Origin of the sequence: Bacillus sp. AFS023182, from assembly GCF_002560575.1 — a bacterium.
GTDB classification, from domain to species: Bacteria; Bacillota; Bacilli; order Bacillales; family Bacillaceae_G; genus Bacillus_A; species Bacillus_A arachidis.
The window spans coordinates 1-26,587 of the sequence record NZ_NTRO01000065.1; the positions used below are offsets into that span (position 1 = coordinate 1).

Genomic DNA, 26,587 nt, shown 5'->3' on the forward strand with positions numbered 1-26,587 from the left:
TTTCAGGGTTCACTTCATTTGGTAAACAAGTGCTTTAAATTCATGTATTTTTTAGTTTGTATATAACCAATTTATACTTACAATATGATACTAAATAACTTTATTTTACCTTTTGTCTCAGTATTATTTCCAAATTTGTTAGCTATATCATTTAGAATTTTATACTCAGTATCAGACTCTCTTGGGTACTCAATTCCATTCTTATCTGCTGCTATTGAAGCTTTAAAAGTTGTGTTATTAGGCTTTAATATAATATCCGCCACTCTTTCCTCTAACACACCACTTAATTCATTTATACTACTTTGAGCATAAAATTCTTTCCTATTTAGCCCCATGACATCTACTTCTACCAAAGCAAAGTTCCCAGACTTTTTATATCCATTAGTTAATTTCCCTCTTAGCTCTTTCACTCTAACAATTATATGTGCTTCTGCTACTGGATCAATTTGTTTTGTAGGATATACTTTACCTGTCCTTCTATCCACCCCCCTCTCCCCAGTCTCTTTCATAAACTGATACACATCATCTTTCAGAGACTGCTATATTCCTCAATAATCGCTTTGTCTGCACAATATTTATTGAATCTATTTATCAATTCATCAACATCTTGTTTTCTTACTATTTTCCCTAACCATTCTTCTGGAATTTCATCCATTTTATAGTACATACCTGCTAAAGTTCCTGTTATTGCAGCTATAGTATCTGTATCTTCCCCTAAATTTACCGCTTTTAAAACAGCCTCTTTAAAGGTTGTTGAATTTCCAAAACACCAAATTGCAGCTTCTAAAGTATGTACTACATATCCATCCGACAATATTTCATTTTTAGGTAATCTAAAAAAATCATTTTCAAAAAGCCTTGAATAATGCTTTAGTTCTTCTTGATATTTATGACTTTTATCAAAATTTTTATCAAATAATCTCTTAACTACTTCTAAGGATTCTTGAGGAGTATTATTATGATAAAGTCTTACCAAACATTCAATATAAATAATAGAACCTACTATAGCACGAGGATGTGCATGAGTAATCTCGGTATATTTTTTTATCATTTCTACTTTTTTGATAAAATCAAACTCATTGTATAGTACAAAGGCTAGTGGTGCTATCCTCATTATAGCGCCATTTCCATTATCAAACTCAGCTTTGCCACCACATTTTTCTAACGGATACCCTTCCTCAAAACGAATAATAGCCTCATCTGTACTTCTTCCAATATCGAACATTTTTCCAAAAGGAGTCCAATACCCCTCCTCTTTATATTTAATAAATTTGTTCATTAAACAAAATATACTTTCTTCTTTTATTAAATTTTCCATTAAGCACAAAGTCAATGAAGTATCATCTGACCATGTTCCAGGTGGTTGATTATAGGTTCCGTAGCCACTAACATTGTCTATGTAAAAAGTATCCCTTTTCCTAAATTCAACTGGAACACCTAATAGATCCCCAATAATCCCTCCATATATTGTGGGTAAAACTCTTTGGTGAATACTCAAACTAAGAAAAGACTTGTTATCATCTTCCCATCTATCTACCATTCTTCTACCAACCATTTCTGTCACCTACCCTAATAAATCTAAAACAAAATGTATTTTTCTAATACTACCAATACTTACACTCTTTATAACCATTTCTTTTCCTGAATTTAATAGTAATTCTACTTCACAAGGGAACTGACTAATTTTACGTACGAGTACCTTTAAAGACATTAATTCCCCAGTGACATTCTTTATAAGCATAATATATCTATTAATTTTCAACCTTTTTTATTAAAAACTCTAACTTTAAGATATATGGGTGCGACTCGTTATTTAGTTCCTGCAAGTCTTGTGCATACATCTTAGATTTCTCTAACAATTCATTTCTAAAGTCTTCCAATGGTACAAGTTTAGAATTCCAACTAGGATAAGTTATTCCAACTATATTACTACATTCGACTGCATGGCTTCCTTCTGGTTTATTTGCATAAGCTTTGCTAATAGAAATATAATCACTATTAGTTTTTTTAGCTCAATCCAAACTTGTGGAGTTTCTATATCACTTATATACACTTGCTTTTCATTTTTTAGTAGTTCTGTTGCTTCTAAAAAATAATAAAACCACCAATATACCGATACAGAAAACACATCTAGTTCCTCTGAAAGAAATAATCCATAGTTTCCATTGTCCACTTGTATTTGAAAATAACCGTCTGCTCCTTTTAATTCATGATCATCATATATTTCATCAAAAAATACTTTATAACGTATAGAGAACAAAGCAGATTCCTCCTTATATGTTCATACTTTTAACTGTTTGAACTATAAAAGTTTGCTTACCATAAACAGCCCCCAATTTTTTATCGATATATAAATAGATGTTAGCAAGTTCATTTGCAAGCTTGTTAGCATTTTTTTATGTTTTAAAGCTTATTTTAATTTACATACATATATTTTTTACTTTATTTATATATTTACGTATTTATCCTCTCGGTTCATAATGTTATTGGGGAGACCTTGGAACGCTCCTGATACAGAACCTATGAGTCCGCTTGATGAACATTTTAAAATCCCTTTAGCTAAAGCATTTGATTAATCAAGGAGTGTATTAGAATGGGAAGATATCCTGCGATTGTAATAACAAAAGAGCTAGATAATTGTGATTATGCCATTTATAGTTTTGGTCCTAGTATTGAAATGTGTAATGAGTATCCAGAAATGTGTGAAAGATGGCGTTTTAAGCTATTAAAAGATAAGCTTACTGTAGAAGAAGGTTATGTTTTACTTGATTACATACCTAAAAAACATATTTCATTGTTCTATAAGTGTATCATTAAAATCCATAAACAAATTGAAAATGATGGTGGAATGAAAAATTTAAAAAATATTGATCTTCCAAATGACATTTCATTTTCTTAAATACTATATTACTTTATTTAGCTTAGCTTCAATATGTGGGAAGTAACTAAATTAAAACAACGTATAGAGAAGCACATGATGCCACTGTGAGATCTGGTAGACCATAGGATGTGCCCAAAATAGATAAAGAATAAATAAGGAGGTCTTTATATATGGCAGTATGTTTATTAATGACTAAAGAATTGGAAGATGAAGAAATTGTTGTTTATCAATACTACCCTTCTGAATCCCCTGATAAAATAGGAAAAATGTATTATAATAAAAAAGAACGAATGTTTTATGACTTAAAGCAAGCTCCAGTGGATTCAGAAACAATGAGAGGACATTATTTTAATTGTGCATGTACTAGGATTGTGCGATGTCTCAAAAGAAACGAAGACTTTCCTGATAGCATGGCATATGAAGCATAATTAAATGAACAAATATATAAGCCGGTTCCTTGAAGTTCACCTCATTTGTTAAAACGCTATCTCTCTAAAACATAATTAGTATTTTCATATTCACCACCTCTTCTCTTTCCTATATAATTTTAAAATATTATTCGTAGGTCGGATAGTCCGGCTAGAGAAATTCCCCTAGGAAGATAGATTAAAAAAGGAGAAAAAATATGAGTAATTTTCATTTTCTAAAACAATATGTGATTTTACCTGGAACAGAAATATCTTCTGATGATAAACATGTATTTTATCCAACTGGAACAGACGAAATAAAATCAATCGAAAATGAATGAGGGGGAAAAAATTCCCAAGAGAGCTTAAGCAATTTTATAATGAGATAGGTTATGGTTTTGTATGTAAATCTATTGAATCGCGTTTTAATAGAATAATGGGACCTGGTAGTGTACTTGATTTTATTAATGGTGAAGACATTTATCTGGATGATATTCGATTAGATCATTATACAGATGAAAATGAATTAGTATTTTATGAAGTATCAGAACTTTCTTGTTTAGTAATGAATTTAGATGAAGAAGATACAGATGGTTGTTGTCCGATTTACTATGAGGGAGATTTAATAGCGAATTCTCTTGAAGATTTTTTAAGAAAAATGAATAGAAATCCAAATTATTATCTTAAAAAGTAGTTATATGATAGCTTCAAAATAACTTTTTGATAAATATAATAAAGTAACACTTTCCTTGAAATAGCAACCAAAGACGATTCTTAGTTTGAATCGTCTTTGGTTATTTAATTTTTAATGTTCTCTTTCACATATACATATGCAATATAGCTACAGTGCATATTTGTTAATCCATTTTTCTAAATTCTTCAGGTGTGTATTGAATTTCTCCCTCATGATCACAGAAAACATATTTATACTAATTTTTTTCTCTTTACATTATATAAATCAAAACCTTCCCTTTGCCAAAACTGCTCCAACCCTATCGTTTGATATAATTTAATCTCTTCACTATAGATTGGATACATACCAACTAAATGTATTGATCCCTCAGGTGTTTTGATTTCCGAGTATTCTTTACTTAGAATTGAAGGAGCAAAGACAAAGAACCCAACCATTTCAGATTCTTTTGAAATAGGAGTATCTAAAGTAAACAGTGAACCGTAAGAGAAACTTTTTTCTCCTTTAAATTGTGACGCAAAATACGCTGTTGCTAATCCCCAACTTTCATCTTGAGTCTCCAGTGTTAGAATAATTTCTGGTTTTCCGTTTTTCCAATTTGGATGGTTTGCTTCTGATAGTCCATAAGTAATAGATGTCATCATACCTTCTTCAGGTAAATCACGATAAAAAAACACATGAATTGGTGTATCTCCATTTTTAGTATTAATCTTTTTTATTGCATCTGCTTCTCCAAACAACTCTTCTAATCTCTCTATAAAAACTTTGGTATTGCTCTTCATAATTATCCTCCAATAAAATTATCTAGTTTATTTAAAATCTGCAATTGTTGCTCTGTAGTTAGTTTCTCAAACTCTTCCATACTGTCAATTTTATCCATCGATACAATGTGGTTTGCTTCTAATTTTTTGGTTATAATTTCTCCTAGTGCAGAATCAGTTTTTCCCTTCATATCATTAATATCTTTATTAACTAATTCTCTTAACTCCTCTGTTGGTGTTTGCTTACGTAGTTCGTCGTACAGCTCATCCGATATTCTTCTATCTCCATATCTAAGAGCTCCACTACCAAAAACCCTCTCCACAGTCTCTTTCGTATACTGATAAGCATCTTTCAGAAAGTGTGATCCTCCGCCTGTTAGTGAGAGAGAAGGTTATCCTCCAGGAATCCACTTATAATCCAGTAAGGCTTTAATCGCATGTTTTATCTGTTTATATGCTTGTACAAAGGCATTTTTAACTGTTGTTTTTCATTTGTTCCACAGATCTCCTATTTTATTTGCAAAGCCCTGTGCTTTTGATTCACCAAAGGATACCCTTCTTCTAGCTTACTTGACACTTTATTCGCCCCATCAAGAAGGATTTTACCAGCTACTTCTCCTACTTGATGAAACTTTTGAATGGAGTTTCTTAACTTTTCTAAATGTTTTATATTTCCTTCTGTTAATTATATCTATTTTTTTGTTAAATAAAAAAGGGTATGCATAGCATACCCTTTAAAATATCAAAGTAGTGATAATATAAATTATTCATGTCATACACAAACATTATTAAAACAAAAAATTCTGTCATCCTATATGCCAGAGATAAGTGTAACCAAATGAAATTTCTTGATTTAATATTGATCACATAAAAAAACAGAAGATTAGTTATACCTTACAATTCCATTTGTTATTTCCCACTCACCCAATTGGACGAGCTCTTACCACCTTAAAAACATATCACATCGAATTATCTTTAACTATAAAACTATAAAATTATTTTAGTTATAAAAAACTTAAAGATACATGACGATTCAAAGTATTAAAACGACTATTTAATTAAGTTCTTTACTTTTTTGCAAACGATTTCGGCATCATGTTTGTGTTTAGAATTAAGTAGAAGATTATCCAAGAAATTCTCAATAAAACATTTAACAGTATGATTAAACATTTCAATTGATATATATTCAATTCCATTAGAATGAATGAAAATGATTCCTTCCGAAGAATACGTCGATTCATTATTCCATGCAACCTCTATATTACCGTTAACCCCTCTGAAAAATACATCGGGTAAAAAAGATCCACCTCTACTTGAAAACCAAGAGTGTTGAAACTCCCATTCTTGCTTTTTATCAAACCATGCATCAAATTCATCATCATTGTCTGAATCAAACAACAAGCAATTATCTATAAGCTCAAGAGAATTTTTCCCTTCAACAGGAAGAGGGAATGGTTTATCACTCAAAATATACTTAAGATTTTCACTAAACCATTCAACAATATAAAGCAAATTCCATTGAAAAGTCATTACAATGTTCTCTCTTTCATATTGGCAAAGATCTTTTCCATGAACAAATAATTTAAAACTCCCCCATGTCTCACCAATCAGTCTATTTTCATGAAATGGATTCTCTTCAAATTCATATTGAATAGCAAATATATTCTTATCTCCATATATCCCCAAAAAAATGCACCTCATTTATTTTTTAATAGTCTTTTGTATTCTGCTTTCGTAAGCTTCTCATCTTTAAGTAACTGTCTTAATACATCAGCAGGTACTTCTTTAGCAGGATTCATAACTTCATATGGATGCCGGCCAATTTCTCCATCTGGTTGAAATTTTATAAGCTTTCCATCATAAATATTGTAAAGCTGCTTATTTTTAGAAGATGAATACGCCGTATCCAATAATTTTTGTACATCAGTGATAGCCAAGGACAGACAATCCCCGCTGCAGCATTCGTTGCTTGCCCTAAATCTTGACGATCAACCAATGTAACTCGAACTCCTGCTTTTGCAAGATGATAAGCAGTAGATGCCCCGAGAATTCCAGCCCCAATTACAATATACGTTTTCATTTCTAACACTTTTTCCTTTTTCATTCTTTCATACGTTCCAAAAATTTGATCTATAAATGATCAAATACACTTTTATCTTTCAGATAAATTTCTTTATTAAGTATACTGAAAGGGGATTTTTTCAACTATAACACTACTTTTATTACACAATAATCCGGCGTTATAGCAAATTAAATACTTATATTTTTTGAAATTAGTTCAAAGTTCACCTTATTCGCTAAACGCATATTTAATAGAAGGAATAACACTCCTCCTGCAATAGGCATGACATAAGAAGGAAGGATATTTAATAGAGCTCCTGATGAAATCATCGCTATAGGAAGCATGATTTTCGCGATACTAATGCCAATGCTTAGGACTCTACCTCTATATTCATCTGGAATCTCTTTTTGCATAAAATAAGCGAGAGGGATATCAATTAGCGCTATGAATAACCCAAACAAGAACAAGACAGCAATGAAATAACAGGTAAAAACGATGGAGTTCAGTTGTAAGCTTTTCAGCATAACTGGAACTCCTAATAAAATCATAAGAATCGATAAAGCGATGCTTATATATTTTAAAAGAATGGAATAGGAAATTCTTTCTGTGATTTTCTTTACTAATAAAGCTCCTATAATCATCCCTAGCGGAAAGGCCCCTTGGATCATACCAAACTCCTTTGCTCCAAACTTTAGAACTGTATTAATCATATACGGTAGTGGAACAGTCACAGCAAAGCCGAGAAAAAAATTAATTAATATTAAGAGCATAAACATGTTTTTAATACTCTTTCTTTCAAATATATAGTTAAATCCATCCTTCATATCTCTAATCAAATGAATTTTCCCAATTAAATGATCTTCATTTAATTGGTGATTGAAAAGCTTGAAATGAATAAACATCATCGATAATCCAGAAAAGAGAAAAGAAACTCCATTTATGATAATAAAAGTTCTCATATCAAAGATAGCAAAAACAATTCCGCCTAACATAGGTCCCATAATTGAAGAGATTGAGTCGATTATTTTACTAATGGAATTAATATTCATCAACATTTTTTCAGATACAATGTTTGGCTTCGCAGCTTCTAAACCTATTCCAAAGAAAGTAGTAAACACCGTCAACAGGAACGTAGTGACATAAATGATAAGTAAATTCAATTCATATTTCATACATAATATATAAACGGAAACCAACAAGATTCCGCTAAGAAGATCCATACAAATAACTAATGTCTTTTTATTGATCTTATCCGCAATCACCCCAGCAAACGGATTGATGATAACCATCGGAATAATTCCTAGTATAAGAGTAACTGCAAAGCTTAACGCCGAGCCCGTCTGCTTTAAAACGTATAATCCTAGCGCAAAGTTATAAATAGCCGTACCAAATATCGAGATAGTTTTTCCTGTAGAATAGAGAAATAGGTTTTTCATTTCTTTTTTGTTCTTTTCATTACTTACACTCATTTGTAGTGCTTCCATTAATCCTCCACCTCACTTAACTTTTTATACAACAAATGTTAAGCTGCCGGGTGAACCCAATATCAATAGGTGTAATCCATAAATTTTTAGGAAAAAATGAAAAAAGATAGGGTTAACCCTATCTTTTTCCCAAAAATGAATATGAATAAATTTCTTCCCCCGCACAAAGAAATTTTCGTACTTTCCACCTCGATTAATATATTCAGAAGTCCTTTCCTCAAGAGGAATATACTTTAAATCAGTGATGTTTCCCCTAATTTTTCTAGCTATAAAGTTATCTCTAAATCTAGCTTCGATTTTGCTTTTGGTGCTAAAATTTTTAAAAGCAATATATGATCCCAATATGTAACAATTAGGCTTAAATAGAAAATCCACTTCGCGAAGCAAAAACTCCTCATGTTCGAAGCTGTAATTACTAGTACCTGAATGATCAATCACGACATCGACAGATTGATCCTGTATAGGTATATGTAAAAAATCAGCGCAAATAAAGAGCATGTTTCTATTTAAACCTGTTCTCTCTAATACACCTTTTAAAAATCGATGCCGCTCTAAGTTGCGATCAACAGCAATATACAAGCAATTTTCCGGTAATTCCCGAAAAACATTTCGCAGAAAAAAACCAACTACGGATCCTAACTCAAGTAATACTTTATTATTTAAGTCTAATTGACCTAGTTTCCTCATTGACCATTCTCCAACTTTTTTCATATTTTCCAAATAAGCTGGATCAGTTTCATGTATATATTCAAGAACAAATTCTTCAAGATGGGGGCCAGAAGTTGCTTGAAATGCATTACCAATTTTTAAAATACCTGATTCAACAAGATATTCTTCACCACAATCGCAAATCAACTTTCCTTCCATAATTTGATTTCTATGAATGATCCCATCTTGAAGAATAAGTTTTTCGCTACACCTTAAACATTTCAGCAAATCAAGTACTTTTAAATCAATTCCCATCATTAAGCTTGGACCTTTAGATTCCGCTAATATTTCATCTAATTTCGCCTTTAAATTGTCCTTTATTTCTACTAAATTATTTATTTCCTGCTCAACCTGCTTATATTTATCCATAAACAAAGATTGATAGTACGTATCATTTTCATAATCCGTGAATTTACCAAAATTTTTATATGGAAAAAATTGTTTAATTTCGTTTAAACTAAATCCCATCCCTTTAAATTCCAAAATAATCTCTAAATCGTTTTGACAACTCTCATCAAAAAAATAATGCCCTCCCTTCTTTTCAGGTACAATCAATCCTAAGTCCATATAATGCCTAATTGTATTAATACTTAATTTATTGACCTCTCCAAATTTACCAATCTTCACTTTACCACTACCCATACATATTTTTTATTCATCAGTTCTGCTTTTCTTACATCAAAAACAACTATACTTTCTATATTAAACTAGGAGGTTTCCGAAATTTTATTGTTTGCTCAAAGGCATAACCAATCTTCATTAAAGTTCTCTCACTAAATGCCGTCCCAGCAAAAGTAATACCAAATGGACGCTCGTTTTCCATATATCCTGCTGGTAAAGCAATTGATGGATAACCTGCTTCTGCAGAAAGAGTAGACTCTACATATGCCGGGAATAAAATGGCATCTAGGTTATATGTTTGAAGCGCAAAATCTATTCCTTCATTTTGTGAGTAATAAAGTAAACGTCAAGTAACTCCAAAATCAACTTTTATTGTATATTTGGGAGTTACTCGACTTTTACACAAAAAGCACCTTTTAGTCTATAAATATTTTATAATGAGTGTAGTTTATTTAGAAAACACTAAACTACACTGTTTAATTTGGTTGTCGAATCTTTCACAATATCTCTCTTATAAATAATAGCTCATAATAATAAGTTCGCCTTTTTTCCCTATTTTTCGTACACCTTCATCAATAAAACCACATTTTTTATATAATAACTGTGCAGTAATGTTTTTCACATTTACCGCTAATACAATTTCATTAATATATGGATATTCTTTGCGTACAAAGTCAGGTAGTAACAATAATGATTGTTTGGCATATCCCTTTCCTTGATAATAATAATCCGTTGAAAACGCTCGTAATAACATAGCTTTTGGATTTTTAGAGTAAGGATTTACACCTGCATTTTCATGAAGCACGAAAAATGTTACAAGCTCATTATTTGCAAGAAATAATATAGAATGTCTGTCAGTATCAGCTTTTGATAATTCTACACATTTTTTTGGTGTACCTGTAAATTGTAACTGTTCCTCAGATAATTCATAGCTTTCTACTTGTTTTTTAAATCGTTCTTCATATTCAAATAATTCCATAATGCCCTCCCATTTATTCTCCCCGTTTGTTGAATAACTCTACCCCAAATATTAGTATAAGTAAAATAATTTGGCAGTATATCTAAAGTGATCTCTTTTATTAAATTTAACGCTTTATCCGAAAGAATTCTCCTTCCTCAAGCGTGTGCAGGGCGATAGCCAAAAAGTATTTGCTATTCTTTTTATTTTTACTCCGATATAATCAGTCTTATAAAGTATAAAGGCTGGTATATCAATGGATTTAGATAGTAATAATCATTCAGTATTCTCGCTTTATTATCATCTTATATTAGTTGTGAAATATAGAAGAAATGTATTTGATGATAATATGTCTAACTATGCAAAAGATATGTTTATAAGGCTCTCAGAAAGCTATAACATAACTTTAGTTGAGTGGAATCATGACAATGACCATGTCCATATTTTATTCAAAGCACATCCTAATATAGAAATAACAAAGTTCATCAATGCGTATAAAAGTGCTAGTTCTCGACTCATCAAGAGAGACTTTCCACAAGTGAAAAAGAAACTTCGGAAAGAGATGTTTTGGTCAAGAAGTTTTTACTTACTCACTACTAGTGGTTCACCAATAGAAATAGTAAAAAAGTATATCGAAAAGCAAGGGGAAAAGTGAGGTGAAATGATATGACAACACATAATAAAGCATATAAATTTCGTTTGTATCCAACAGAACAACAAGCGCATCTTATTCGTAAAACTTTTGGGTGTGTGCGATTTGTATATAATAAGATGTTGGCTGAACGAAAAGAAGTGTATGAGAAACACAAAGGGAATAAGGAAGAACTAAGAAAGCAAAAATTCCCTACTCCTGCAAAGTACAAAGAAGGGTTTGAATGGTTGAAGGAAGTGGATTCATTAGCATTAGCGAATGCTCAATTAAACTTGCAAACTGCCTATAAAATTTCTTTCGTGGTCAAAATGACTTCCCAACGTTCAAAAGTAAAAAGGATAGAAAATCTTATACAACGAATAGGGTCAACGGAAATATTATGTTGCTGAATGGTCATATCAAATGTAGTGTAGTGCTATCCTAAGGGGGAGTAAAAAATCCCTCTTGGTAATAGCACTATTTTTATACCGTAAACAGTTGTTTTTTATCTTTTAAAACACTTATTATTTGATTGAAAAAATGTTTTAGACTATAGAAAAAAGTATTAGACTACGGAGGTGTTTTCATAAAAGAAAACACCTCTTGTTCTTTTTCCCTCCGTTAATGTGGATTTAAAATACAGTTTAATCGTTTATTTCAAAGATTAACTGTTTATAAAAAAGATGCACCGTTTTATTCCTTTGGATTTACTTATCTATGGGGATATTTTTATTAAGAAAAGAAATAAAATATATGGTGAGGTTAATATGTGTAATTTTAATCAAACATTTTTATAAAAACCAATCTTAAATCTACTGGAAAAGAATCTATTTTGATTAATCTTTTTTCAAATTAGATTCTTTTTATATTCCGTAGAGTAAGGGTGGGAGTAAATATTTTTAATCAAACTTTATTTCCAACCAACAATATTACTAATATGTATCACCGTAAAAATTACTTAAATAATTCCAAACAAAAAACTCTGTAAAATTATTACAGAGTTTTTTCTCGACTTTTCATTTACTATTTACTTGGTGATAACGTCAAATCTCCAAATTTCTTTTTAATAGCTGGAGTTGTTGCCTTAAATTTATATTCATCACCATCTTTTTTAACTTCAAATACAATTGGCTCTTTCCCATCTTCTTCTAAACTAATTTCATCTTTGTTAATTTTATATGTAAACCCTCTTGTGAAAGCTCCTATCTTGAAAGAAACCGTATTTTTAGCGAATTCTGCTGTATATGATTCGCCATTGGTAGCAACGACATTCCACTTTTTAGATTGCAAATCGTCTGATGGATCTTTACCACAAGCACTTAACCCCATAATTGCTATAACTATTAATAAAACATAAATACTTTTTCTTTTTAAATCCTTCATACTTTTTTCTTTCTCCCCCTTTAAATAACAAAAAGGATATGCTTTAGCCCTTTAAAAGCTGAAAGACATACTCTTTCCATATTTTCCCTAAAACACCTTCCTATGTATATTATTTTACAATAAATTACAAAAACAGTCAAAGATATTCATATATTGTTGTAGTAAGTTTTATAAAAAAATTGGTCAACCTTTTTTATAATATTTGTACACTAATTCACAACAATGAATCTATTTTTGACCAATCTTTTTTCAAAATATGAAGAGTTCTTCTTTAATAAAAACAACATTTTTAGCATACTTTGAATCAAACTTTATTCAAAACCAACAGTTAACGGAGATAATTTATTGAGATTGAAATGTCATATTAATTCTTGGACTACTTCTTCTAATGCCATTCCTCTTGAGCCTTTTACTAGGACTGCATCTTCCAGATTACATACAGAGAGAATTTCTGTAATAGCTTCTTCTTTTGTAAGAAATGCTTTTACTTTTCCTTTTGTATATCTAAATTTTGCTTCTTGTACAATCATTTTTGCGCGTTCCCCAATTGTAAAAATATAATCTATTGTATTTGGATTTAGTATTTGACCAATATCCCGGTGATACTTTTCTTCTTCTTGACCTAACTCCAACATGTCACCTAACACAATAATTTTCTTCTTATATCCTACAAGTTGGTCAAATGTTTCTATTGCTGCCTTAACGGAAGAAGGACTAGCATTCCAAGCGTCATTAATAATCGTAGTTCCTGATTTTCCTTTTAACATTTGAAAACGCATTTCTGTTATTTCTACTTGTTTTAACCCTTTTTAATGCTTTGTTGATCTAAATTGAATTGCTGACCGACTTTTATAGCAATTATAGCGTTGTAAACATTATATTTTCCATGGAGAGGTATGAAATAAATTACTTCATCGTTTAATGTAAAATCAATCCCTGTTGAATGTTCTTTCATGGACACAGGATAAATGTCATTTGAAGAAGATTCACCAAATCTAATAAATTCAATGTGATTAGCATTAGGCAATGTGTGAATTCTTTCTTTTAAAAGTGGTTCATCCCCATTGTAGATAAGTAGCCCTTGTTCCTTTAAGTTCATTACTATTTCCAGCTTTGCATCTGCAATTGCTTCTCTTAAACCTAATGTTTGTATGTGCGATTGTCCAATCATTGTGATAACAGCTAAATTTGGCTCAGCAATTTCTGACAAACGTTGAATTTGCCCATGTTCACTCATCCCCATTTCTAATACTACTATTTCACAATCCTCTTCAATCTCTAGAATTGTTAACGGTAAACCGATTTGGCTATTCAAACTTCCTTGTGTTTTATGAACCTTGTAAGTTGTACCGAGTACAGAGTTAATTAAATCTTTTGTTGTTGTCTTTCCGTTACTTCCTGTAACACCAATTACATCAACAGACAGTTGCTTTCTGTAAGAACGTGCTAAGTGTTGCAAAGCTATCAACGTATCTCCATTGCTGATCACCTCTTATCTAATTTGGTCAATAAACCCTTTAAAAGTTCCATCCATATTTAAGCGAATTCAAAGTTTTAAAACAACTATTTAATTATGTTCTTTACTTTTTTGCAAACGAATTCGGCATCATTTTTGTGTCTAAAATTAAGTAGAAGATTATCCAGGAAATTCTCAATAAAACAATTAACAGTATAATTAAACATTTCAATTGATATATTCAATTCCAATAGGATGAATATAAGTGATTCCTTCCGTAGAATACGTCGATTCATTATTCCATGCTACCTCTATGTTACCGTTAACCCTTCTGAAAAATATATTGGGTAAAAAAGATCCACCTTATATAAATTACTAAAAACAAAACTAGTTTTTCTTACACTATCACCAGCACCACTTACTTCCCTACCAACATTCTTCTTACCGTTACAAAAAAACTCTCCACATTCTCTTTCGTATATTGATACGCATCTTTCAGAGAATGTGATCCTCCGATTTTACCTACGCCTGCTGCCGAAAAGGCATGCCCTCTAGGAATCCACTTATATTCTAGCAATGTTTAAATTGCATGTCGGATTTTCTTATCTGCTTCTATAAAAAACATTTTTAAATGAAGTAAAAGAAATCATACAAGTTACTATTACTATAGTTTATTAATTCTGCGCAAGACTCCTAGTCTACTACTCCTGCAAAAAGATGATGCACTTTTATTATCTTTTTATTAGGCTTTAATCTATATAAATAGAAATAGTTTCATATTGTGTTTATTCGCACTTGGTAATTAATCTTTTATCTGAAGATAATCGTTGCGTTACAGTTCATAAATTTGATTTTGGGCTAAAGTCACACAAATAAAATTCACAATCCATCAACTAATCCGATCACCCTTATAATTATTGTAGATAAAATTGAAATATTTTCAAATTCACTATATTCTTTCTTAATAGATAAATGAAGAATTTTATGACAAATTTACCTTTTGGCTCTAAATTAAACCTACACACGAATAACAGCACACCAAACCGCTCATTTTTCTCATAGATGAATTTTAATCATTTAGATACCTATGGTGTTATTCGTAGATTAAAAGTTCCGCACAAATAAATCTACGCATTCAATTTCCGGACTGGATGTTATATTTTTGAATTTAATGTAAAAATAAAGAAAAAAGTATCCATTAACGAAGTAAAGGATACTCTTTTTAATTGGATATGTACCATTTTAATGTAATCTATATTGTCCCATTAATTGTTCTTCACCCATTCGAACAAGACGCTTTGTAATTTCCCCACCTACGGAACCATTAGCACGTGCAGATGTCTCTGGACCCAGTGTAACTCCTAATTCACGAGCAATTTCATATTTCATCTGCTCGATTGCACTTGTAGCACCAGAAATTAGAATTTCATTATAATTATTATCATGCCTTTGAATATTCATAATTACACCTCCATTATATTTGTATATAACATGTGCTTAATTATGATATTTATACATAAAAGGAAATCATTTTATTAAACACGATTGAAACTACATGAATGCATTTCTCTCTTTACATATTCCCTTTCAACATTCTATTAATAATACTAACTCTATTTATTAATAATTATCAGCATTAGAATCATAGTCCTGTATTACGTTTTTAAGTTTATGATTGACATTACTTATTCTGGTCAAAAGATCCTCAACCTCTTCAGATACCAATTCCTTCTCTAATTCCTTCCTATCAATGTTTCCTAGCTCTTTTTTTATAGTATCAACTACACCCACAAAAACTTTTGGATGCGTCACTATTATCTCTCCAATGGCTAAGTGTACTAGTAAATTTTCTGTTTCACCCTCATTGCAGACTGTTTCGAATTCATAAAATGTTCTTGCAGTAGCATATTTATATCCTCTATCTTCATTTAACATATTATCATACACTTCTTTAACAGCCTCAATCAATTCATTATATTCCCAATCTTCCATTTATATCCCTCTTATAGACGTTTTAATCTGTTTCCGTTATTATGGATAACCTCTAATTCTATATTTTTATATTTTCCAGAAAACACCATCACCCTACTACAACTATCGCAAGTACCTAATTCTGTAAATAACTTTATTTTTCCTTTTGCCTCAGTATTGTTTCCAAGTCTGTTAGCTATATCATTTAGAATTTTATACTCAGTATCTGAATCTCTTGGGTACTCAATTCCATTCTTATCGGCTGCCATTGAAGCTTTAAAAGTTGGATTATTAGGCTTTAATGAAATATCGGCTACCCTTTCCTCTAACACACCATTTAATTCATTTATACTACTTTGAGCAAAAAACTCTGATTTATCAATATCCTTAACATCTACTTCTGCTAAAGAAAAGTTCCCAGACTTTTTATATCCACTAGTTAATTTCCCTCTTAGCTCTTTCACTCTATCTATTATATGCGCTTCTGCTACTGGATCAATTTATCTTGCAGGATATACTTTACCGGTACCCTTAGCAAGCGAAGCCTCAAACCCATGAATCTTACCATCCATAAACTTAGTACTCTCTGCATGGCGCGTATTAACCCACTCAGTAACCCTTGCCTTGCTTTGTTGCCAATGCACCGTTTCTAGCTACTTCAACACCTTTGAAGGTAGCTGTTACGTCATCTGCACCCTCGGCCATTTTTCCGCCGAGCTAATACATTTTGTCATTTCCGTATTTCTCCACTTTTAGGCCTGCTAGTTTCACGCAGTCAAGGGTAATATTTTTGCCGTCTCGCAATGATTGTACTATATTTAAATGAAAAGTAGTTTCTCCACTTCATCTTTTTGCTTATACTCCTAGGTTAATTATTATTTAAATCCTGTTTACAATTCTGCTCTACGGCCGTCATACACTGTACATAGCTGTTACAAGCCATAAAAATTACTATAAAAATTTAACACTTGGTGCATTTATAAAATTGTAATGAACCCTTTAAATGCTATGATTAAACGCAAAAAAGCACTCGTTATCTAATAGATAATGAAGTGCTTTAAGTTCATTTGTTTTTAAGTAGCATTAAATTTGTAAGTTTTATTGTAACAGTATGACACCATTATGCCATGACAACTACTACGTTAAAACTTACAAGCTTGTACGAATTCATTAGTTTTAAGTCCATTCCATGTCTTTTCAATAAAATGTCATCTCGCCTAATTCTCACGCTTTTCTTTCTAGCCCAGTTGTAAAAATAAAAAAGTCGATAGCCACTACGTTCTCCTAACGTCGCTATTGACTTCCTTTATTGAGCATATACCTTTGCCAGTGTTCAGGTAACCCACAAAATAGGCACATTTCTCAACTTATTTTTCTATTTCTAGTATCAAGCCTTCCAAATTCAAAACATCTTTATTATTTTGACTAATGTTCATGCGAAAAGTTTTAAATAAATTTGCAAGAACATGAACGATCACCGTAACACATTGGGTTTTTACAATTGTACATGGCCAAAAATAGCACATTCTAGGTAGCTATGCAATCTTGATATTAACTTATAAGAAAACCTTGACCGGAGTCAAGGTTGAAGACGTACAATCTTAGGTCTATCTATAATACTTGATACACCTTTCTTGAAAAGGGATTCTATCATCGAGCAACACTTCTTCTTGCAGCAATTTTGTTATATTCTCTATTTTTACAATGAATAGTGCGAAGAAGTCGCCCGAATTTGGATATGAAAATAGTCCATACCCCTTTGGTGACAGTATTTTGTTGGCCTCCTTGATCTTTTCAGGTAAAAATTCATAATGAAATGCTTCTAGTTTCTCGAGTTCTTCTTGTGTTGCTAATTCAATTTGGTGGGCAAATTCGTAATCAAGAATAAAATTGACAATTTCTTGGTATTGCTCACCTTTATAGTCAACGTATAAAAACTGTTTCGTCGTCAATCCATATTTTAATAGGTCTTCATGTAAGTCATAACTTCCTTGTTCCTTCAAAAACGTTTCCAAATCCTTGCTATCAGGAAATATAATCTGCGCTATCCCTTGATCAGGCATATTAGCTTCCTCCCTTTTATTGAAATAATTCTCCATGCTTGTTAGGAACATATTCTGGGTAGTTTTTACGATAAAATTGATCGATCATCTGAAGCACGGGATCCCATTCTGGGTATGGCTCACGTTCTCCAAATACCATTTTCGCTTCTGGAGTATTCATCAGAAAATTATCGATTTGAGTAGGTATTGGCAACCCTAGTTGTTTCCTTACATAGATCAAGAATAAGATTTCAAAAGGATAAAATCCGAATCCGAAATCACCAAATTCACCTAGCTGTCCGATTTCAGAAGCTAATGCAGAATGATACTGAGACATGATCGAAATTAGATGTTCTATTTCTTCTAAATCACCAGTCGACCAACGTCCCAGCACTTCATCATAAATGTTCAGGTCTTCAGGGATTAAATCGTACCGTAGTTCAGCTTCCTTAAACTTATTTATCACGGCTAGATGCAATTTTTCATTCGTTCCCATGATGGTTTTATTTTTATACTGCAAGTACAGCTCTAGCAAAAACCAAATATGTCTATCCTCTTCATTGGCATCCATTAAATGTCCACCGAAGTGATGAGCCATAAAATCATATAATATATTTTCTTCTTTCTCCCATCCATACATTGCAAAATGAACTAATGTGAAGACGACTTCGCTAAACGAATATTCCAACATCATCCCAGGATACCTGATTGTATAGAGATCCTGTCCCATGCACTGGTAAAATAAGACCTTCTGCATGTTCTTTAATCCTTCTACATTGTTTCCACCGCTGATCAATACATCACTTTTCCATAGTGACAAGTGATATGAAGAAATTGGGCTTAGATTTATTAATAGTATGTGATCTTTCTCTGTTTCATTTTGCTCAACGATTTCCTCAATCTCTCTTCTACTAACATTATATTCATCTTTAACATCTTCAAATTTGATTCCATCCACAAAATTTTTGCTATATCTTTTAAAAGCCATTTCTAACTTTTTTTGGTTTATCATTGTATCCTCCCTATGAATTAATCTATTTTCTTATTCCAGTCCTTTACCTGTAACTCATCAACGCCGAATCCAATATCAGTGATCTTGATATCTGTTTCAACTCTAATAAAATCGAATTGTAGACCAGGATTCTTCTTCCTCAGTTCCGCTAAGTTACCTCTGAAACTGGCATACCTAGGATCTTTGCTTTTAACCATGTCTTGGAAGTACGTATCTCCACCCTTTTTCTGTTTATCTGAGTAACTAAAACTAGCGGAATCTGATGCCTTCGATTCAATAATCGTTAACTTTGGCGGCGGCCCTTCCGATAGGAACGCTGCATCTATGCCGTTTCTCCCCACTTGGAATAGATCGGAAACGTCTTTACCTAAATTATTTTGTCTAGCTAAGATTTTTGTCACTTCTTCCCCAAAATCACCTTTATCATAAGAGAAACATTTAGAATTATCGATTTTTTTCATACTCCTTTGCAACCTCCAAGTCATAATGATCACTAATAACATCTTTCGTATCCAACTTGTTGTCCAATTTATTTCTTTCTCGCGTTAATCTTTTGACTTCTTTGTCATTTTCCTCTTTTTTCAATCTATTTATTTCTTTATCTAACTTTTTAATTTCTTTTGAGATACTGTCTGAAATATTACTGCCAGGGCCACCCTTACTCGTACCCTATGTTGTAATCTTAAACCCTCACAATAAAAAAGCAAACCATGTAAAACCTTATTAAACTACTTCTTTTTCTTTCCACCTCAAAAATACATTCTTTTTCATTCATTTGTCTTATGTGCTTTTGTATTTTCAGTTTTAGAACCATGAGCTTTATCACCCGCTTATGTTACTTTACTAACACAAGCTCCTAACATATATTTTCACAATAATAATTATTAAACCCAATTCATAGCATTTAATTTTTTTAAATTAAACTTCGTTAGACAAAGCATCATCATAATCCTGTAATTCTCCCATAATTTCTTTTAATCGGTCAATATTATTAATAAATTCGTCGTAAGAAATTTCTTGATAATTAAAAATCCCTTCGCCATATTCATCACTGGCAAATATTTTTACTTCTGCACCTAACTTCAACAAATTATCAACTAACCCTTTTAAATTCTCCATATCATCAATATCATTCGTATCCGTTCCGGCAAAAAAATCTTTGTTTTCAACTTTATTTTTTATTTCTGTAACTCCTAAACCAGTATACTTCCTTAAGGATACTGCATATTTATTAAATGGACCATTAGGGCTTATTTTAATTGCTATTTTACTCATCTATTATTCTCCTTTCCATTAAAATTCTTCTAAATAATTTAGATGAACAGTTCTTTTATGTATGATGCTTACTGACCTACGCTGAACCACTACTAATATATCGTTTCCAGCTGGTTCATAACCCTTAAAGGGAGGTAATACACGGCTCCCACCCTCGGCCATTTTTCCGATAGAAATAACCTTCAAGATTAATTTTTCCGTTTGCATATAAAAAAATAGCAGAGATTTCTAGTATTTATCTCTACTGTTTTTTTCCGTTAACTTCCAAAACGAACTAATCTTTTATGTGTAATAGTGATATTTAAATTGCAGCGTCTTGGTATCCTACCCTAGCTACTTCTTCATTTATTAGACGAATGCCTACCCCATTTTCCATGTCCCATGTACAGTCAAATGTTAGTCCAATATATCTGCCTTCAAAGCGTCTAACAGATAGGACATAAATCCCCACAAGCCTGATCTTTTCAAGAAGTTGATCAATCGTTTCAATTAAAGGATAATTTTCATTATATGAAACATCATACCCAAGCTCATGTCGTTTTTGTTTGTAATAATATAGAATTGGTTGCAAAATACTTTGTTGAAGATGTCCCCAATTTTGTATTAAAGAATTATACGAAGCATACTGTTTTTCACTAAATTCTCCATCTTCTTCACCATCTATCATCAAAGCAATATCGGCTTCTTTTCCACAAAACTCAATGGTAGTATCTCTACTCCAGACATAATCATATTCAAGCTCACCAAAAACTGCATCATTTATTTTCATTTTGAATTTCCCCCTTTCTATTTATTGACAAATCCTCCTAACTTAAACGCTCCTGCATTTATCTCTCCTACGCCGCCAAGATGCCCAAATTTGCCATTTATTTCTGTACAAGTTGGATAGTCTTCACATCATTTAATTCATGCCACGTAAACCTGTATTCTTCTCGATAATCTGCAATGTCTCCTGCTTTAATTTTCCCAGAAGTCATTCCAAACTTGCTTACCAACTCTGGTGAATTGTTAAGTTGTTCAGCCAACTTTTGATCTGCTTGTTTAAAATTAATAGTTCTAGCTTTTGTTCCGTTCTTGCCGGTCTTGCTAACATGTATTCAATCTCAATTTGCGCTTTTGCTACAGGTGGAATATCAGCATCTCTATTACCCGTACCCTTAGCAAGCGAAGCCTCAATCCCCTGAATCTCATCATTGATTTTGTTACTGCTGCCTGCATGATGCTTATTAACCCACTCAGTAATTTTCCCTGGGCCAACTTGCTTCCCTATCACTGTACCGTCTCCAGCTACTTCAACACCTTTGAAGGTAGCTATTACGTCATCTGCACCCTCGGCCATTTTTCCGCCGAGCTGATACATTTTTTCATTTCCGTATTTTTCTACTTTTAGGCTTGCTAGTCTCATACGGTCGAGCATAATATTTTTGCTGTCTCGCAATGATTATACTAAACTTGAATGAAAAATAGTTTCTCTATCTCATCTTTTTACTAATAATCCGAGGTTTGTTGTTATTCTGCTCTTTTTTACAATTGTTTCTCTACTATCACCATTACAATCTATTAAAACAGTAATAACAATTCAACACTGAGCGCACTTATAAAACTATAGTTCTCTTTCAATGTTTTTCATTTCCTATTATCCCCCTTGTAACCTGTTGGAATCCACGTGAACTTGTGGGTTTTTTCCGCTATTCATAAGTTCATGTCATATGCCATACTTAGTTGTTTCCCATGATTGGTCATTTTGTTGTATTCCATTGTAACAGTCAAATTTTCCTCCTTTGTTTTTAGCCATGAAAAAAAGCTCATTCCTCCTCATCGTTCAGTTGGAATAAGCCTTTGAAAGCTTAGCAAGCGTATTTATCAAATTATAAAGGGTTTGATTTGCTGATTGTATGTTCTTGTTGTCATGATGTAAATCCGGTCTATTTTTTCTGTACTTTACAAAGAGGTTATATGTGTTATTGGTTGAGTGATGGGTTCATTCGATACCAATAATGTTGTTTAACTTTGATTCAAATAATGGATTGTACAATCCGTCACTGTTCTTTTTCTACCTACTCAACCAAGGGTACCTAATGTCGGTATTTTAGAAATTCGCCCTCTGACAATACAATTCTATTTCTCAGAAAGTTTATTAATAAATTCCGTAAAGCTAGAAGTTATTTCCCTAATAAACTTTGCTTCTAATTCCTCTTCATTTTTTATCTGATAGGTATGACAGTGATAAACACTACCTATATCGCTACCTTGGATTGACATACATATAATGTTATCAGCTGGATCTTTTCCTATTGGAATAAGTCTAGAAGGCAATTTATTTCCCTTAATATAATAATTCAAATAATTTTGTAGATTATTTTCTGTTTCCTCTGATAGTGGAAAGAACATCATAATTGATGACGTAACTACATCATCTTTCGTAGTAAATCTTCTTCTATTAGATTTACCACCATTATCTCTTAATAAGAAACTCTTATAGTCCTCTGGTAGTTCTAATCCATTAAGTCTTTCAAAGATTTCTATATCTTCGGCTTTAATTTGTTTGAAAGTATATTCAAAATTAAGATTCATAATTCATCGACCTCCGACTCATTCGTTTTCACTAAAATGCAACGAATCTATTAAATTTGTAAAAGTACTGCAAATATATTCAATTGCTTGTTCATCACACTCATCGCTATCATAAAAAACTATTGTTGGTGAGTGTTTATCATTTCTAAAATCAAAACATATTTTATTACCGAATGGATCCGTAGCAAAGGGTATTATTCCCTTTGGGATGTATGGCGAGATAATATCATAAGTAACTGTTATGCTAATATATTCATTCGTGTAACTTAGTAGGCAATCAAAAACTCCTTCTCCTCCATCTTCAAAGAAGAATATATTCGGTACTGGATGACTACCGTTATATTTCATTACACAATTTTTGTAATCTTGAGGAAAAATCACATTAAACTTCTCTTCAACTTCTGAAATTATCTGCTCAGTAATAGGGTCATGTGTACGCTCCCATTTTATTCTTCTCATGAAAACAACTCCCTAATTCGATTTGCTATGTCTCTCTTTATTTTACCGCTTCTTCCATTCTTTCCTCCACCCCAATATGCTCTACCTACAGTATGTTTCGCTGCTTCATGCTCAAAGTAGTCGACTAATTGCATTTTACCTATATCTTGATGATGCCATGTATAAGTTACTTGGCTTTTTTACCTTCCTTGAATCACTCTAACTCTTCCTCTGTAAATTTTGATTTTAACTTAGGATCCTTCATCGCCTTATCGAACAGGGCTTTATTACAGAAAGTAAATTGTTCTGAATCACTGGATAAATATTTTGATTCAGGAAACGTTGTATCGAATTGAGCATTAAATATCGGATGTCCATTTTTGTCATACGTAACTTTGTATTCTTTACCGTTACTTTTAGAAACTACGGTATAAGTTGTCGTTCCATCTTCATTAATTTCCATTTTTTATAGTCTCTTGGTTGGATGGGCTTTCTATTATACTCTGGTTGATTTCGTCCAGCCCCTTCCATTGCTTTATCTACTTCCCTATCAAAATCCGTTTTTGAAAGTTTACCGGTACCCTTACCAAAAACCTTCTCCCTAGTCTCCTTCACATACTGATACGCATCTTTCAGCAGGTTCTTTCCTCCACTAGGAATCTTGCCTGCACCTTCCATTACAGGAGTAGGGCCTCCACCAAATTTCGGCACATACTCTCCCAATTTTTTCATAACATAACGGAATGCTTTATCTGCTTCTAGAAAATCGTTTTTAACTTTCGTTTTTCCTTTATTCCACAGGTCTCCTACTTTATCAGCAAGACTTTTCGTTTTAGAAGCAACGAAAGATACACCTTCTTTTACTTTACTTGGTACTTTCTTCGCTCCATCAAGAAGGGCTTTTCCAATCGGAATAATGTCCAAAAGCGTACAGCCTGCCGCAATGAGTCTTTCTTTGGTGGCGGGTTCTTTTACCTGTATATCCCCTGATATTGGTGTTTACATGTAAAAAATTATTTGCTATTTAAAACTTCTAAACAAATTTTCATCATTTTTCTAACTATCTTATATTTCTTTTTAATTATATCTATTTTTTTAGTTCAATAAAAAACTGGAAGACCAGTTACATCTTCCAGTTCAGATCGTATAGACAAAGGCTTCATTAAATAACGTTATAAAGTGGATATGTTTTCTTACCGGTGATTGAGAAACTCACCAAATAGCTCACACCTTGGCTGGTTCCTCAAACACTTTCAGCTTAACATGTTCACCGTTTGCTTTAACGATTTATCTTACTCTTCTAAAAATTACTTTCTTCATCCCCAGAATCTAGCAAAATAGGCTAAATCAATCCTTGTAAATTTTGATAAATTCACTAGGAATTCTGTCTGCTAACCAAACTTTTTCATTTCCTAAGTAAAACTTAATATCTTTCTCTCTAGCTTTTTCAGTATCTACTACCAGAATAACAGGATGATTATCTTTCCTTTTTCCTACCAAGTTTGCAGTTTCAACATCCTCGGAAAGATGAACATACTGCCGAGACATGGGAGATAACCCATTCAATTCAATAGAATTTATAAATCGAGAAGAAGTTCCATGATAAAGAAATCTAGGCGGTATAGCTTCTTCTTTTACTATTTTCATAGGAATAGAATGTCCATACATCGCACAGATTTTATTTCCTTCTATCTTATGTCTTTTTTTCTCTGATTTATCTATCATCGTCTTTAAATCCTCTACACTTACACCTTTCCATTTAATTGATTGATGCAGTGCATGTAGTAACTGGTCTACAGATACCCAACCATTTTCGTCTAACTCTAATTCATATTCCCATGGTGCATGACGTAGAGCGTATGAAATTTCTTTGCTCAAATTTGTATAGAATTTTTCTTCATTCAATTTCTTCACCCCGATTATAATCAATCATTTCTTTCATAGCAACTTCAACCCACTCCCAAAAATCACTAAATTCTTTTCTTTGTTCAAAACCTTCAGAAGTAAAATCGTGAATAAGTTGAACCTTGCTTCCTTTACCAATTTCAAAACAAGCAATATCATCACTATCATCTCTTCTAGCGAAAGGAATCAAACTTCGATTAGGATATCTTTCCTTCAAATCATAGTATCTTCTAGTAGCTTGTCCTGATTCAATTAAATACCATACATCAAAGTCAACTATGTTTAACTCAATTAACTTTTCATAAGATTCAGGATATTTATAAATAGATTCATCAATATAAAAAGTTTTCATGGTAGTCATCACTTCTTTCTATTTCATTTTTTCTAAGTCATATGATCCCATTGGATTGTTATTTCTAAAACTTGACTTTTGTTTTTGAATTCTTAAATCTAATGCTTCTCCCCATGTTTTAGGAACACCTTTTTGGGTTGTAAGTCTATCAACCATGTTTGCTGGAAGTGGATCATTATAATTTCTAATCGTTGCTTGAACTTCTATTCCAGCTTCTCTAGCCGCAGCAACCCTAGTATTATCAATAGTCGTAAGATTTCCATCTGTCATTCTAACAACATCAATCGGGTCTCCTTTCCAGCCATTAACTTTCATACTAGCGATAATCTCTTCTGAACCATTTACAGAAGTTTGACTGCATCTAATTTCTGAAGGATTAACATTCTTAACAATACTATTAAGTCCGCTAGCTCCCTTAACAACATCCTTCTCACCACTACCAAAAATCTTCTCACCAGTATCCTTCATATACTGATAAGCATCTTTCAACAGGTTCTTTCCTCCATTAGGAATCTTGCCTGCACCTTCCATTACAGGATAGGGCCTCCACTAAATTTCGGCACATACTTTCCCATTTTTTCATCGCATAACGGAATGCCTTATCTGCTTCTATAAAATCGTTTTTAACTTTTGTTTTTCCTTTATTCCACAGGTCCCCTATTTTATTACTTAGCCCTTTTGCTTTTGATGCCAAGAAAGATACGCCTTCATGTAGCTTTACTTAATACTTTCTTCGCTCCAACAAGAAGGGCTTTTCCAACCGGAATAATGTCCAAAAGCGTACAGCCTGCCGCAATGAGTCTTTCTTTTGTCGATAGCTCTTTTCCAGTGCTAGGGTCTTTTCCTGTAACTGCTCTGATATCACCATACACACTAAAACTCCAACTATTTGATAAAGATTTTGATAATATCACAGCTTTCCTAACAGATTTAAATCTCCTGCTATTCTTTTTTCATGTCAATAAAAAAAGAAGA

The 26,587-nt window shown here is 32.3% G+C and carries 35 protein-coding genes and 6 pseudogenes; 6 read left to right on the top strand and 35 right to left on the bottom strand.

The features are described from left to right. Positions 1–77: 77 nt before the first annotated feature. The 3 genes from CN288_RS22760 to CN288_RS22770 form a co-directional block, all read right to left on the bottom strand. The gene (locus CN288_RS22760; protein WP_098303151.1) at positions 78–509 is read right to left on the bottom strand and encodes a deaminase domain-containing protein; all 432 of its coding nucleotides are present in this window, start codon (positions 507–509) and stop codon (positions 78–80) included. 20 nt (positions 510–529) lie between these two features. Beyond that, on the bottom strand, positions 530–1,555 hold the full coding sequence (locus tag CN288_RS22765; protein ID WP_098303152.1) for an ADP-ribosylglycohydrolase family protein: 1,026 nt from the start codon (positions 1,553–1,555) through the stop codon (positions 530–532). A gap of 366 nt (positions 1,556–1,921) precedes the next feature. Further along, entirely contained in the window at positions 1,922–2,260 is a 339-nt protein-coding gene (locus CN288_RS22770) for a hypothetical protein (protein ID WP_090689055.1), read from the bottom strand. A gap of 333 nt (positions 2,261–2,593) precedes the next feature. On the opposite strand from CN288_RS22770, the gene CN288_RS22780 reads away from it, so the two are divergent. The 4 genes from CN288_RS22780 (at position 2,594) to CN288_RS22790 (ending at position 3,982) form a co-directional block, all read left to right on the top strand. Beyond that, complete coding sequence (locus CN288_RS22780) at positions 2,594–2,899, top strand: hypothetical protein (RefSeq protein WP_098303153.1); 306 nt, start codon at positions 2,594–2,596, stop codon at positions 2,897–2,899. 152 nt (positions 2,900–3,051) lie between these two features. Further along, the gene (locus CN288_RS22785; protein ID WP_098303154.1) at positions 3,052–3,309 is read left to right on the top strand and encodes a hypothetical protein; all 258 of its coding nucleotides are present in this window, start codon (positions 3,052–3,054) and stop codon (positions 3,307–3,309) included. Positions 3,310–3,506: 197 nt separating this feature from the next. Then, positions 3,507–3,629, top strand: a complete 123-nt coding sequence (locus tag CN288_RS29800; protein WP_255260035.1) for a hypothetical protein — start codon at positions 3,507–3,509, stop codon at positions 3,627–3,629. Next, positions 3,626–3,982: an SMI1/KNR4 family protein gene (locus tag CN288_RS22790; RefSeq protein ID WP_098303155.1), complete on the top strand. Its 357-nt coding sequence runs from the start codon at positions 3,626–3,628 to the stop codon at positions 3,980–3,982. The genes CN288_RS29800 and CN288_RS22790 overlap by 4 nt, the downstream gene beginning before the upstream one ends. Positions 3,983–4,212: 230 nt before the next feature. Here the strand turns inward: CN288_RS22790 and CN288_RS22795 are convergent, their stop codons facing one another. From CN288_RS22795 to CN288_RS22840, 9 genes and pseudogenes are all read right to left on the bottom strand, one after another. Continuing rightward, entirely contained in the window at positions 4,213–4,761 is a 549-nt protein-coding gene (locus CN288_RS22795) for a suppressor of fused domain protein (protein ID WP_098303156.1), read from the bottom strand. A gap of 2 nt (positions 4,762–4,763) precedes the next feature. Beyond that, positions 4,764–5,063, bottom strand: coding sequence for a hypothetical protein (locus tag CN288_RS22800; protein ID WP_098303157.1), 300 nt, complete (start codon positions 5,061–5,063; stop codon positions 4,764–4,766). Positions 5,064–5,790: 727 nt separating this feature from the next. Beyond that, positions 5,791–6,426, bottom strand: coding sequence for a hypothetical protein (locus CN288_RS22810; RefSeq protein ID WP_255260036.1), 636 nt, complete (start codon positions 6,424–6,426; stop codon positions 5,791–5,793). 11 nt (positions 6,427–6,437) lie between these two features. Further along, positions 6,438–6,677, bottom strand: a complete 240-nt coding sequence (locus tag CN288_RS22815) for a hypothetical protein (protein ID WP_026593059.1) — start codon at positions 6,675–6,677, stop codon at positions 6,438–6,440. Then, positions 6,641–6,820 (bottom strand): annotated as a pseudogene (locus tag CN288_RS22820) (FAD-dependent oxidoreductase); the annotation flags it as partial. The pseudogene CN288_RS22820 and the gene CN288_RS22815, both read right to left, overlap by 37 nt. A 170-nt stretch (positions 6,821–6,990) precedes the next feature. Continuing rightward, positions 6,991–8,286, bottom strand: coding sequence for an MFS transporter (locus tag CN288_RS22825; protein WP_098303159.1), 1,296 nt, complete (start codon positions 8,284–8,286; stop codon positions 6,991–6,993). Positions 8,287–8,404: 118 nt separating this feature from the next. Beyond that, a pseudogene (locus CN288_RS22830) lies at positions 8,405–9,621 on the bottom strand (MerR family transcriptional regulator). A gap of 70 nt (positions 9,622–9,691) precedes the next feature. Continuing rightward, positions 9,692–9,955: pseudogene (locus CN288_RS22835) on the bottom strand (amidase); the annotation flags it as partial. 171 nt (positions 9,956–10,126) lie between these two features. Beyond that, positions 10,127–10,594 (bottom strand): GNAT family N-acetyltransferase, encoded by a 468-nt coding sequence (locus CN288_RS22840; protein ID WP_098303160.1) that lies wholly within the window; start codon positions 10,592–10,594, stop codon positions 10,127–10,129. 235 nt (positions 10,595–10,829) lie between these two features. Here CN288_RS22840 and tnpA point away from each other — a divergent pair, with 235 nt between their 5' ends. Both tnpA and CN288_RS22850 read left to right on the top strand, forming a co-directional pair. Continuing rightward, positions 10,830–11,228 (top strand): IS200/IS605 family transposase, encoded by a 399-nt coding sequence (tnpA, locus tag CN288_RS22845; RefSeq protein ID WP_098303161.1) that lies wholly within the window; start codon positions 10,830–10,832, stop codon positions 11,226–11,228. A gap of 11 nt (positions 11,229–11,239) precedes the next feature. Next, a pseudogene (locus tag CN288_RS22850) lies at positions 11,240–11,628 on the top strand (helix-turn-helix domain-containing protein); the annotation flags it as partial. 599 nt (positions 11,629–12,227) lie between these two features. On the opposite strand, the gene CN288_RS22855 reads toward CN288_RS22850, so the two are convergent. From CN288_RS22855 to CN288_RS29830, 23 genes and pseudogenes are all read right to left on the bottom strand, one after another. Continuing rightward, the gene (locus CN288_RS22855; RefSeq protein ID WP_026593065.1) at positions 12,228–12,587 is read right to left on the bottom strand and encodes a hypothetical protein; all 360 of its coding nucleotides are present in this window, start codon (positions 12,585–12,587) and stop codon (positions 12,228–12,230) included. A gap of 359 nt (positions 12,588–12,946) precedes the next feature. Further along, positions 12,947–13,366, bottom strand: a complete 420-nt coding sequence (locus tag CN288_RS22860) for a glutamate ligase domain-containing protein (RefSeq protein ID WP_098303162.1) — start codon at positions 13,364–13,366, stop codon at positions 12,947–12,949. A gap of 20 nt (positions 13,367–13,386) precedes the next feature. Then, positions 13,387–14,046: a Mur ligase family protein gene (locus CN288_RS22865; RefSeq protein ID WP_176527721.1), complete on the bottom strand. Its 660-nt coding sequence runs from the start codon at positions 14,044–14,046 to the stop codon at positions 13,387–13,389. A gap of 415 nt (positions 14,047–14,461) precedes the next feature. Next, the gene (locus tag CN288_RS28995; RefSeq protein WP_176527722.1) at positions 14,462–14,620 is read right to left on the bottom strand and encodes a hypothetical protein; all 159 of its coding nucleotides are present in this window, start codon (positions 14,618–14,620) and stop codon (positions 14,462–14,464) included. 665 nt (positions 14,621–15,285) lie between these two features. Next, positions 15,286–15,504, bottom strand: a complete 219-nt coding sequence (locus CN288_RS22870; RefSeq protein ID WP_098303164.1) for an alpha/beta-type small acid-soluble spore protein — start codon at positions 15,502–15,504, stop codon at positions 15,286–15,288. A 159-nt stretch (positions 15,505–15,663) separates the two neighbouring features. After that, complete coding sequence (locus CN288_RS22875) at positions 15,664–16,035, bottom strand: Imm3 family immunity protein (protein ID WP_098303165.1); 372 nt, start codon at positions 16,033–16,035, stop codon at positions 15,664–15,666. An 11-nt stretch (positions 16,036–16,046) separates the two neighbouring features. Next, positions 16,047–16,562 (bottom strand): annotated as a pseudogene (locus CN288_RS22880) (deaminase domain-containing protein); the annotation flags it as partial. A gap of 1,059 nt (positions 16,563–17,621) precedes the next feature. Then, positions 17,622–18,077 (bottom strand): DUF6630 family protein, encoded by a 456-nt coding sequence (locus tag CN288_RS22885; RefSeq protein WP_018782240.1) that lies wholly within the window; start codon positions 18,075–18,077, stop codon positions 17,622–17,624. Between the two features lie 16 nt (positions 18,078–18,093). Continuing rightward, entirely contained in the window at positions 18,094–19,068 is a 975-nt protein-coding gene (locus CN288_RS22890; RefSeq protein WP_098303166.1) for a hypothetical protein, read from the bottom strand. Positions 19,069–19,085: 17 nt separating this feature from the next. After that, a complete protein-coding gene (locus tag CN288_RS29005; protein ID WP_243765333.1) occupies positions 19,086–19,529 on the bottom strand; it encodes a hypothetical protein in 444 nt (147 codons plus the stop codon). Positions 19,530–19,986: 457 nt separating this feature from the next. Next, positions 19,987–20,343: a hypothetical protein gene (locus CN288_RS22900; protein WP_098303167.1), complete on the bottom strand. Its 357-nt coding sequence runs from the start codon at positions 20,341–20,343 to the stop codon at positions 19,987–19,989. 18 nt (positions 20,344–20,361) lie between these two features. Beyond that, positions 20,362–20,550, bottom strand: coding sequence for a hypothetical protein (locus CN288_RS29010; protein ID WP_098962601.1), 189 nt, complete (start codon positions 20,548–20,550; stop codon positions 20,362–20,364). A 94-nt stretch (positions 20,551–20,644) separates the two neighbouring features. Continuing rightward, complete coding sequence (locus tag CN288_RS22905) at positions 20,645–21,112, bottom strand: DUF6985 domain-containing protein (protein WP_098303168.1); 468 nt, start codon at positions 21,110–21,112, stop codon at positions 20,645–20,647. Positions 21,113–21,129: 17 nt separating this feature from the next. Then, a pseudogene (locus CN288_RS29805) lies at positions 21,130–21,748 on the bottom strand (HNH endonuclease). 713 nt (positions 21,749–22,461) lie between these two features. After that, positions 22,462–22,917 carry an SMI1/KNR4 family protein gene (locus CN288_RS22915; RefSeq protein WP_098303169.1) on the bottom strand — a complete coding sequence of 152 codons (456 nt, stop codon included), beginning with the start codon at positions 22,915–22,917 and terminating at the stop codon, positions 22,462–22,464. Between the two features lie 18 nt (positions 22,918–22,935). Next, positions 22,936–23,376 (bottom strand): SMI1/KNR4 family protein, encoded by a 441-nt coding sequence (locus CN288_RS22920; protein ID WP_090688999.1) that lies wholly within the window; start codon positions 23,374–23,376, stop codon positions 22,936–22,938. Beyond that, on the bottom strand, positions 23,373–23,510 hold the full coding sequence (locus tag CN288_RS29810; protein WP_255260038.1) for a hypothetical protein: 138 nt from the start codon (positions 23,508–23,510) through the stop codon (positions 23,373–23,375). The genes CN288_RS22920 and CN288_RS29810 overlap by 4 nt, the downstream gene beginning before the upstream one ends. Positions 23,511–23,569: 59 nt before the next feature. Next, positions 23,570–23,818 carry an HNH endonuclease gene (locus tag CN288_RS29815; RefSeq protein WP_255260039.1) on the bottom strand — a complete coding sequence of 83 codons (249 nt, stop codon included), beginning with the start codon at positions 23,816–23,818 and terminating at the stop codon, positions 23,570–23,572. Further along, positions 23,779–24,279, bottom strand: coding sequence for a hypothetical protein (locus CN288_RS29820; protein WP_255260040.1), 501 nt, complete (start codon positions 24,277–24,279; stop codon positions 23,779–23,781). The genes CN288_RS29815 and CN288_RS29820 overlap by 40 nt, the downstream gene beginning before the upstream one ends. 423 nt (positions 24,280–24,702) lie before the next feature. Continuing rightward, complete coding sequence (locus CN288_RS22930) at positions 24,703–25,260, bottom strand: RNA 2'-phosphotransferase (protein WP_098303170.1); 558 nt, start codon at positions 25,258–25,260, stop codon at positions 24,703–24,705. Beyond that, a complete protein-coding gene (locus CN288_RS22935; RefSeq protein WP_098303171.1) occupies positions 25,253–25,612 on the bottom strand; it encodes a hypothetical protein in 360 nt (119 codons plus the stop codon). The genes CN288_RS22930 and CN288_RS22935 overlap by 8 nt, the downstream gene beginning before the upstream one ends. Before the next feature lie 18 nt (positions 25,613–25,630). Next, positions 25,631–26,143, bottom strand: coding sequence for a hypothetical protein (locus CN288_RS29825; RefSeq protein ID WP_244525363.1), 513 nt, complete (start codon positions 26,141–26,143; stop codon positions 25,631–25,633). Positions 26,144–26,319: 176 nt separating this feature from the next. Continuing rightward, complete coding sequence (locus CN288_RS29830; protein ID WP_255260041.1) at positions 26,320–26,526, bottom strand: pre-toxin TG domain-containing protein; 207 nt, start codon at positions 26,524–26,526, stop codon at positions 26,320–26,322. Positions 26,527–26,587 lie beyond the last annotated feature (61 nt).

Bases quoted from the DNA above. Each gene is read 5' to 3' on its own strand.
- CN288_RS22915 (WP_098303169.1), bottom strand. From the start codon at position 22,917: ATGAATCTTAATTTTGAATATACTTTCAAACAAATTAAAGCCGAAGAT.
- CN288_RS22795 (WP_098303156.1), bottom strand. From the start codon at position 4,761: ATGAAGAGCAATACCAAAGTTTTTATAGAGAGATTAGAAGAGTTGTTT.
- CN288_RS22885 (WP_018782240.1), bottom strand. From the start codon at position 18,077: ATGCCTGATCAAGGGATAGCGCAGATTATATTTCCTGATAGCAAGGAT.
- CN288_RS22790 (WP_098303155.1), top strand. From the start codon at position 3,626: ATGAGGGGGAAAAAATTCCCAAGAGAGCTTAAGCAATTTTATAATGAG.
- CN288_RS22935 (WP_098303171.1), bottom strand. From the start codon at position 25,612: ATGAAAACTTTTTATATTGATGAATCTATTTATAAATATCCTGAATCT.
- CN288_RS22875 (WP_098303165.1), bottom strand. From the start codon at position 16,035: ATGGAAGATTGGGAATATAATGAATTGATTGAGGCTGTTAAAGAAGTG.
- CN288_RS22920 (WP_090688999.1), bottom strand. From the start codon at position 23,376: ATGAGAAGAATAAAATGGGAGCGTACACATGACCCTATTACTGAGCAG.
- CN288_RS29815 (WP_255260039.1), bottom strand. From the start codon at position 23,818: ATGGAAATTAATGAAGATGGAACGACAACTTATACCGTAGTTTCTAAA.
- CN288_RS22890 (WP_098303166.1), bottom strand. From the start codon at position 19,068: ATGATAAACCAAAAAAAGTTAGAAATGGCTTTTAAAAGATATAGCAAA.
- CN288_RS29005 (WP_243765333.1), bottom strand. From the start codon at position 19,529: ATGAAAAAAATCGATAATTCTAAATGTTTCTCTTATGATAAAGGTGAT.
- CN288_RS22900 (WP_098303167.1), bottom strand. From the start codon at position 20,343: ATGAGTAAAATAGCAATTAAAATAAGCCCTAATGGTCCATTTAATAAA.
- CN288_RS22905 (WP_098303168.1), bottom strand. From the start codon at position 21,112: ATGAAAATAAATGATGCAGTTTTTGGTGAGCTTGAATATGATTATGTC.
- CN288_RS22760 (WP_098303151.1), bottom strand. From the start codon at position 509: ATGAAAGAGACTGGGGAGAGGGGGGTGGATAGAAGGACAGGTAAAGTA.
- CN288_RS22855 (WP_026593065.1), bottom strand. From the start codon at position 12,587: ATGAAGGATTTAAAAAGAAAAAGTATTTATGTTTTATTAATAGTTATA.
- tnpA (WP_098303161.1), top strand. From the start codon at position 10,830: ATGGATTTAGATAGTAATAATCATTCAGTATTCTCGCTTTATTATCAT.
- CN288_RS29825 (WP_244525363.1), bottom strand. From the start codon at position 26,143: ATGGAAGGTGCAGGCAAGATTCCTAATGGAGGAAAGAACCTGTTGAAA.
- CN288_RS22840 (WP_098303160.1), bottom strand. From the start codon at position 10,594: ATGGAATTATTTGAATATGAAGAACGATTTAAAAAACAAGTAGAAAGC.
- CN288_RS22785 (WP_098303154.1), top strand. From the start codon at position 3,052: ATGGCAGTATGTTTATTAATGACTAAAGAATTGGAAGATGAAGAAATT.
- CN288_RS22870 (WP_098303164.1), bottom strand. From the start codon at position 15,504: ATGAATATTCAAAGGCATGATAATAATTATAATGAAATTCTAATTTCT.
- CN288_RS22765 (WP_098303152.1), bottom strand. From the start codon at position 1,555: ATGGTTGGTAGAAGAATGGTAGATAGATGGGAAGATGATAACAAGTCT.
- CN288_RS29800 (WP_255260035.1), top strand. From the start codon at position 3,507: ATGAGTAATTTTCATTTTCTAAAACAATATGTGATTTTACCTGGAACA.
- CN288_RS22780 (WP_098303153.1), top strand. From the start codon at position 2,594: ATGGGAAGATATCCTGCGATTGTAATAACAAAAGAGCTAGATAATTGT.
- CN288_RS22860 (WP_098303162.1), bottom strand. From the start codon at position 13,366: ATGCGTTTTCAAATGTTAAAAGGAAAATCAGGAACTACGATTATTAAT.
- CN288_RS29810 (WP_255260038.1), bottom strand. From the start codon at position 23,510: ATGCAATTAGTCGACTACTTTGAGCATGAAGCAGCGAAACATACTGTA.
- CN288_RS29010 (WP_098962601.1), bottom strand. From the start codon at position 20,550: ATGCAAACGGAAAAATTAATCTTGAAGGTTATTTCTATCGGAAAAATG.
- CN288_RS22825 (WP_098303159.1), bottom strand. From the start codon at position 8,286: ATGGAAGCACTACAAATGAGTGTAAGTAATGAAAAGAACAAAAAAGAA.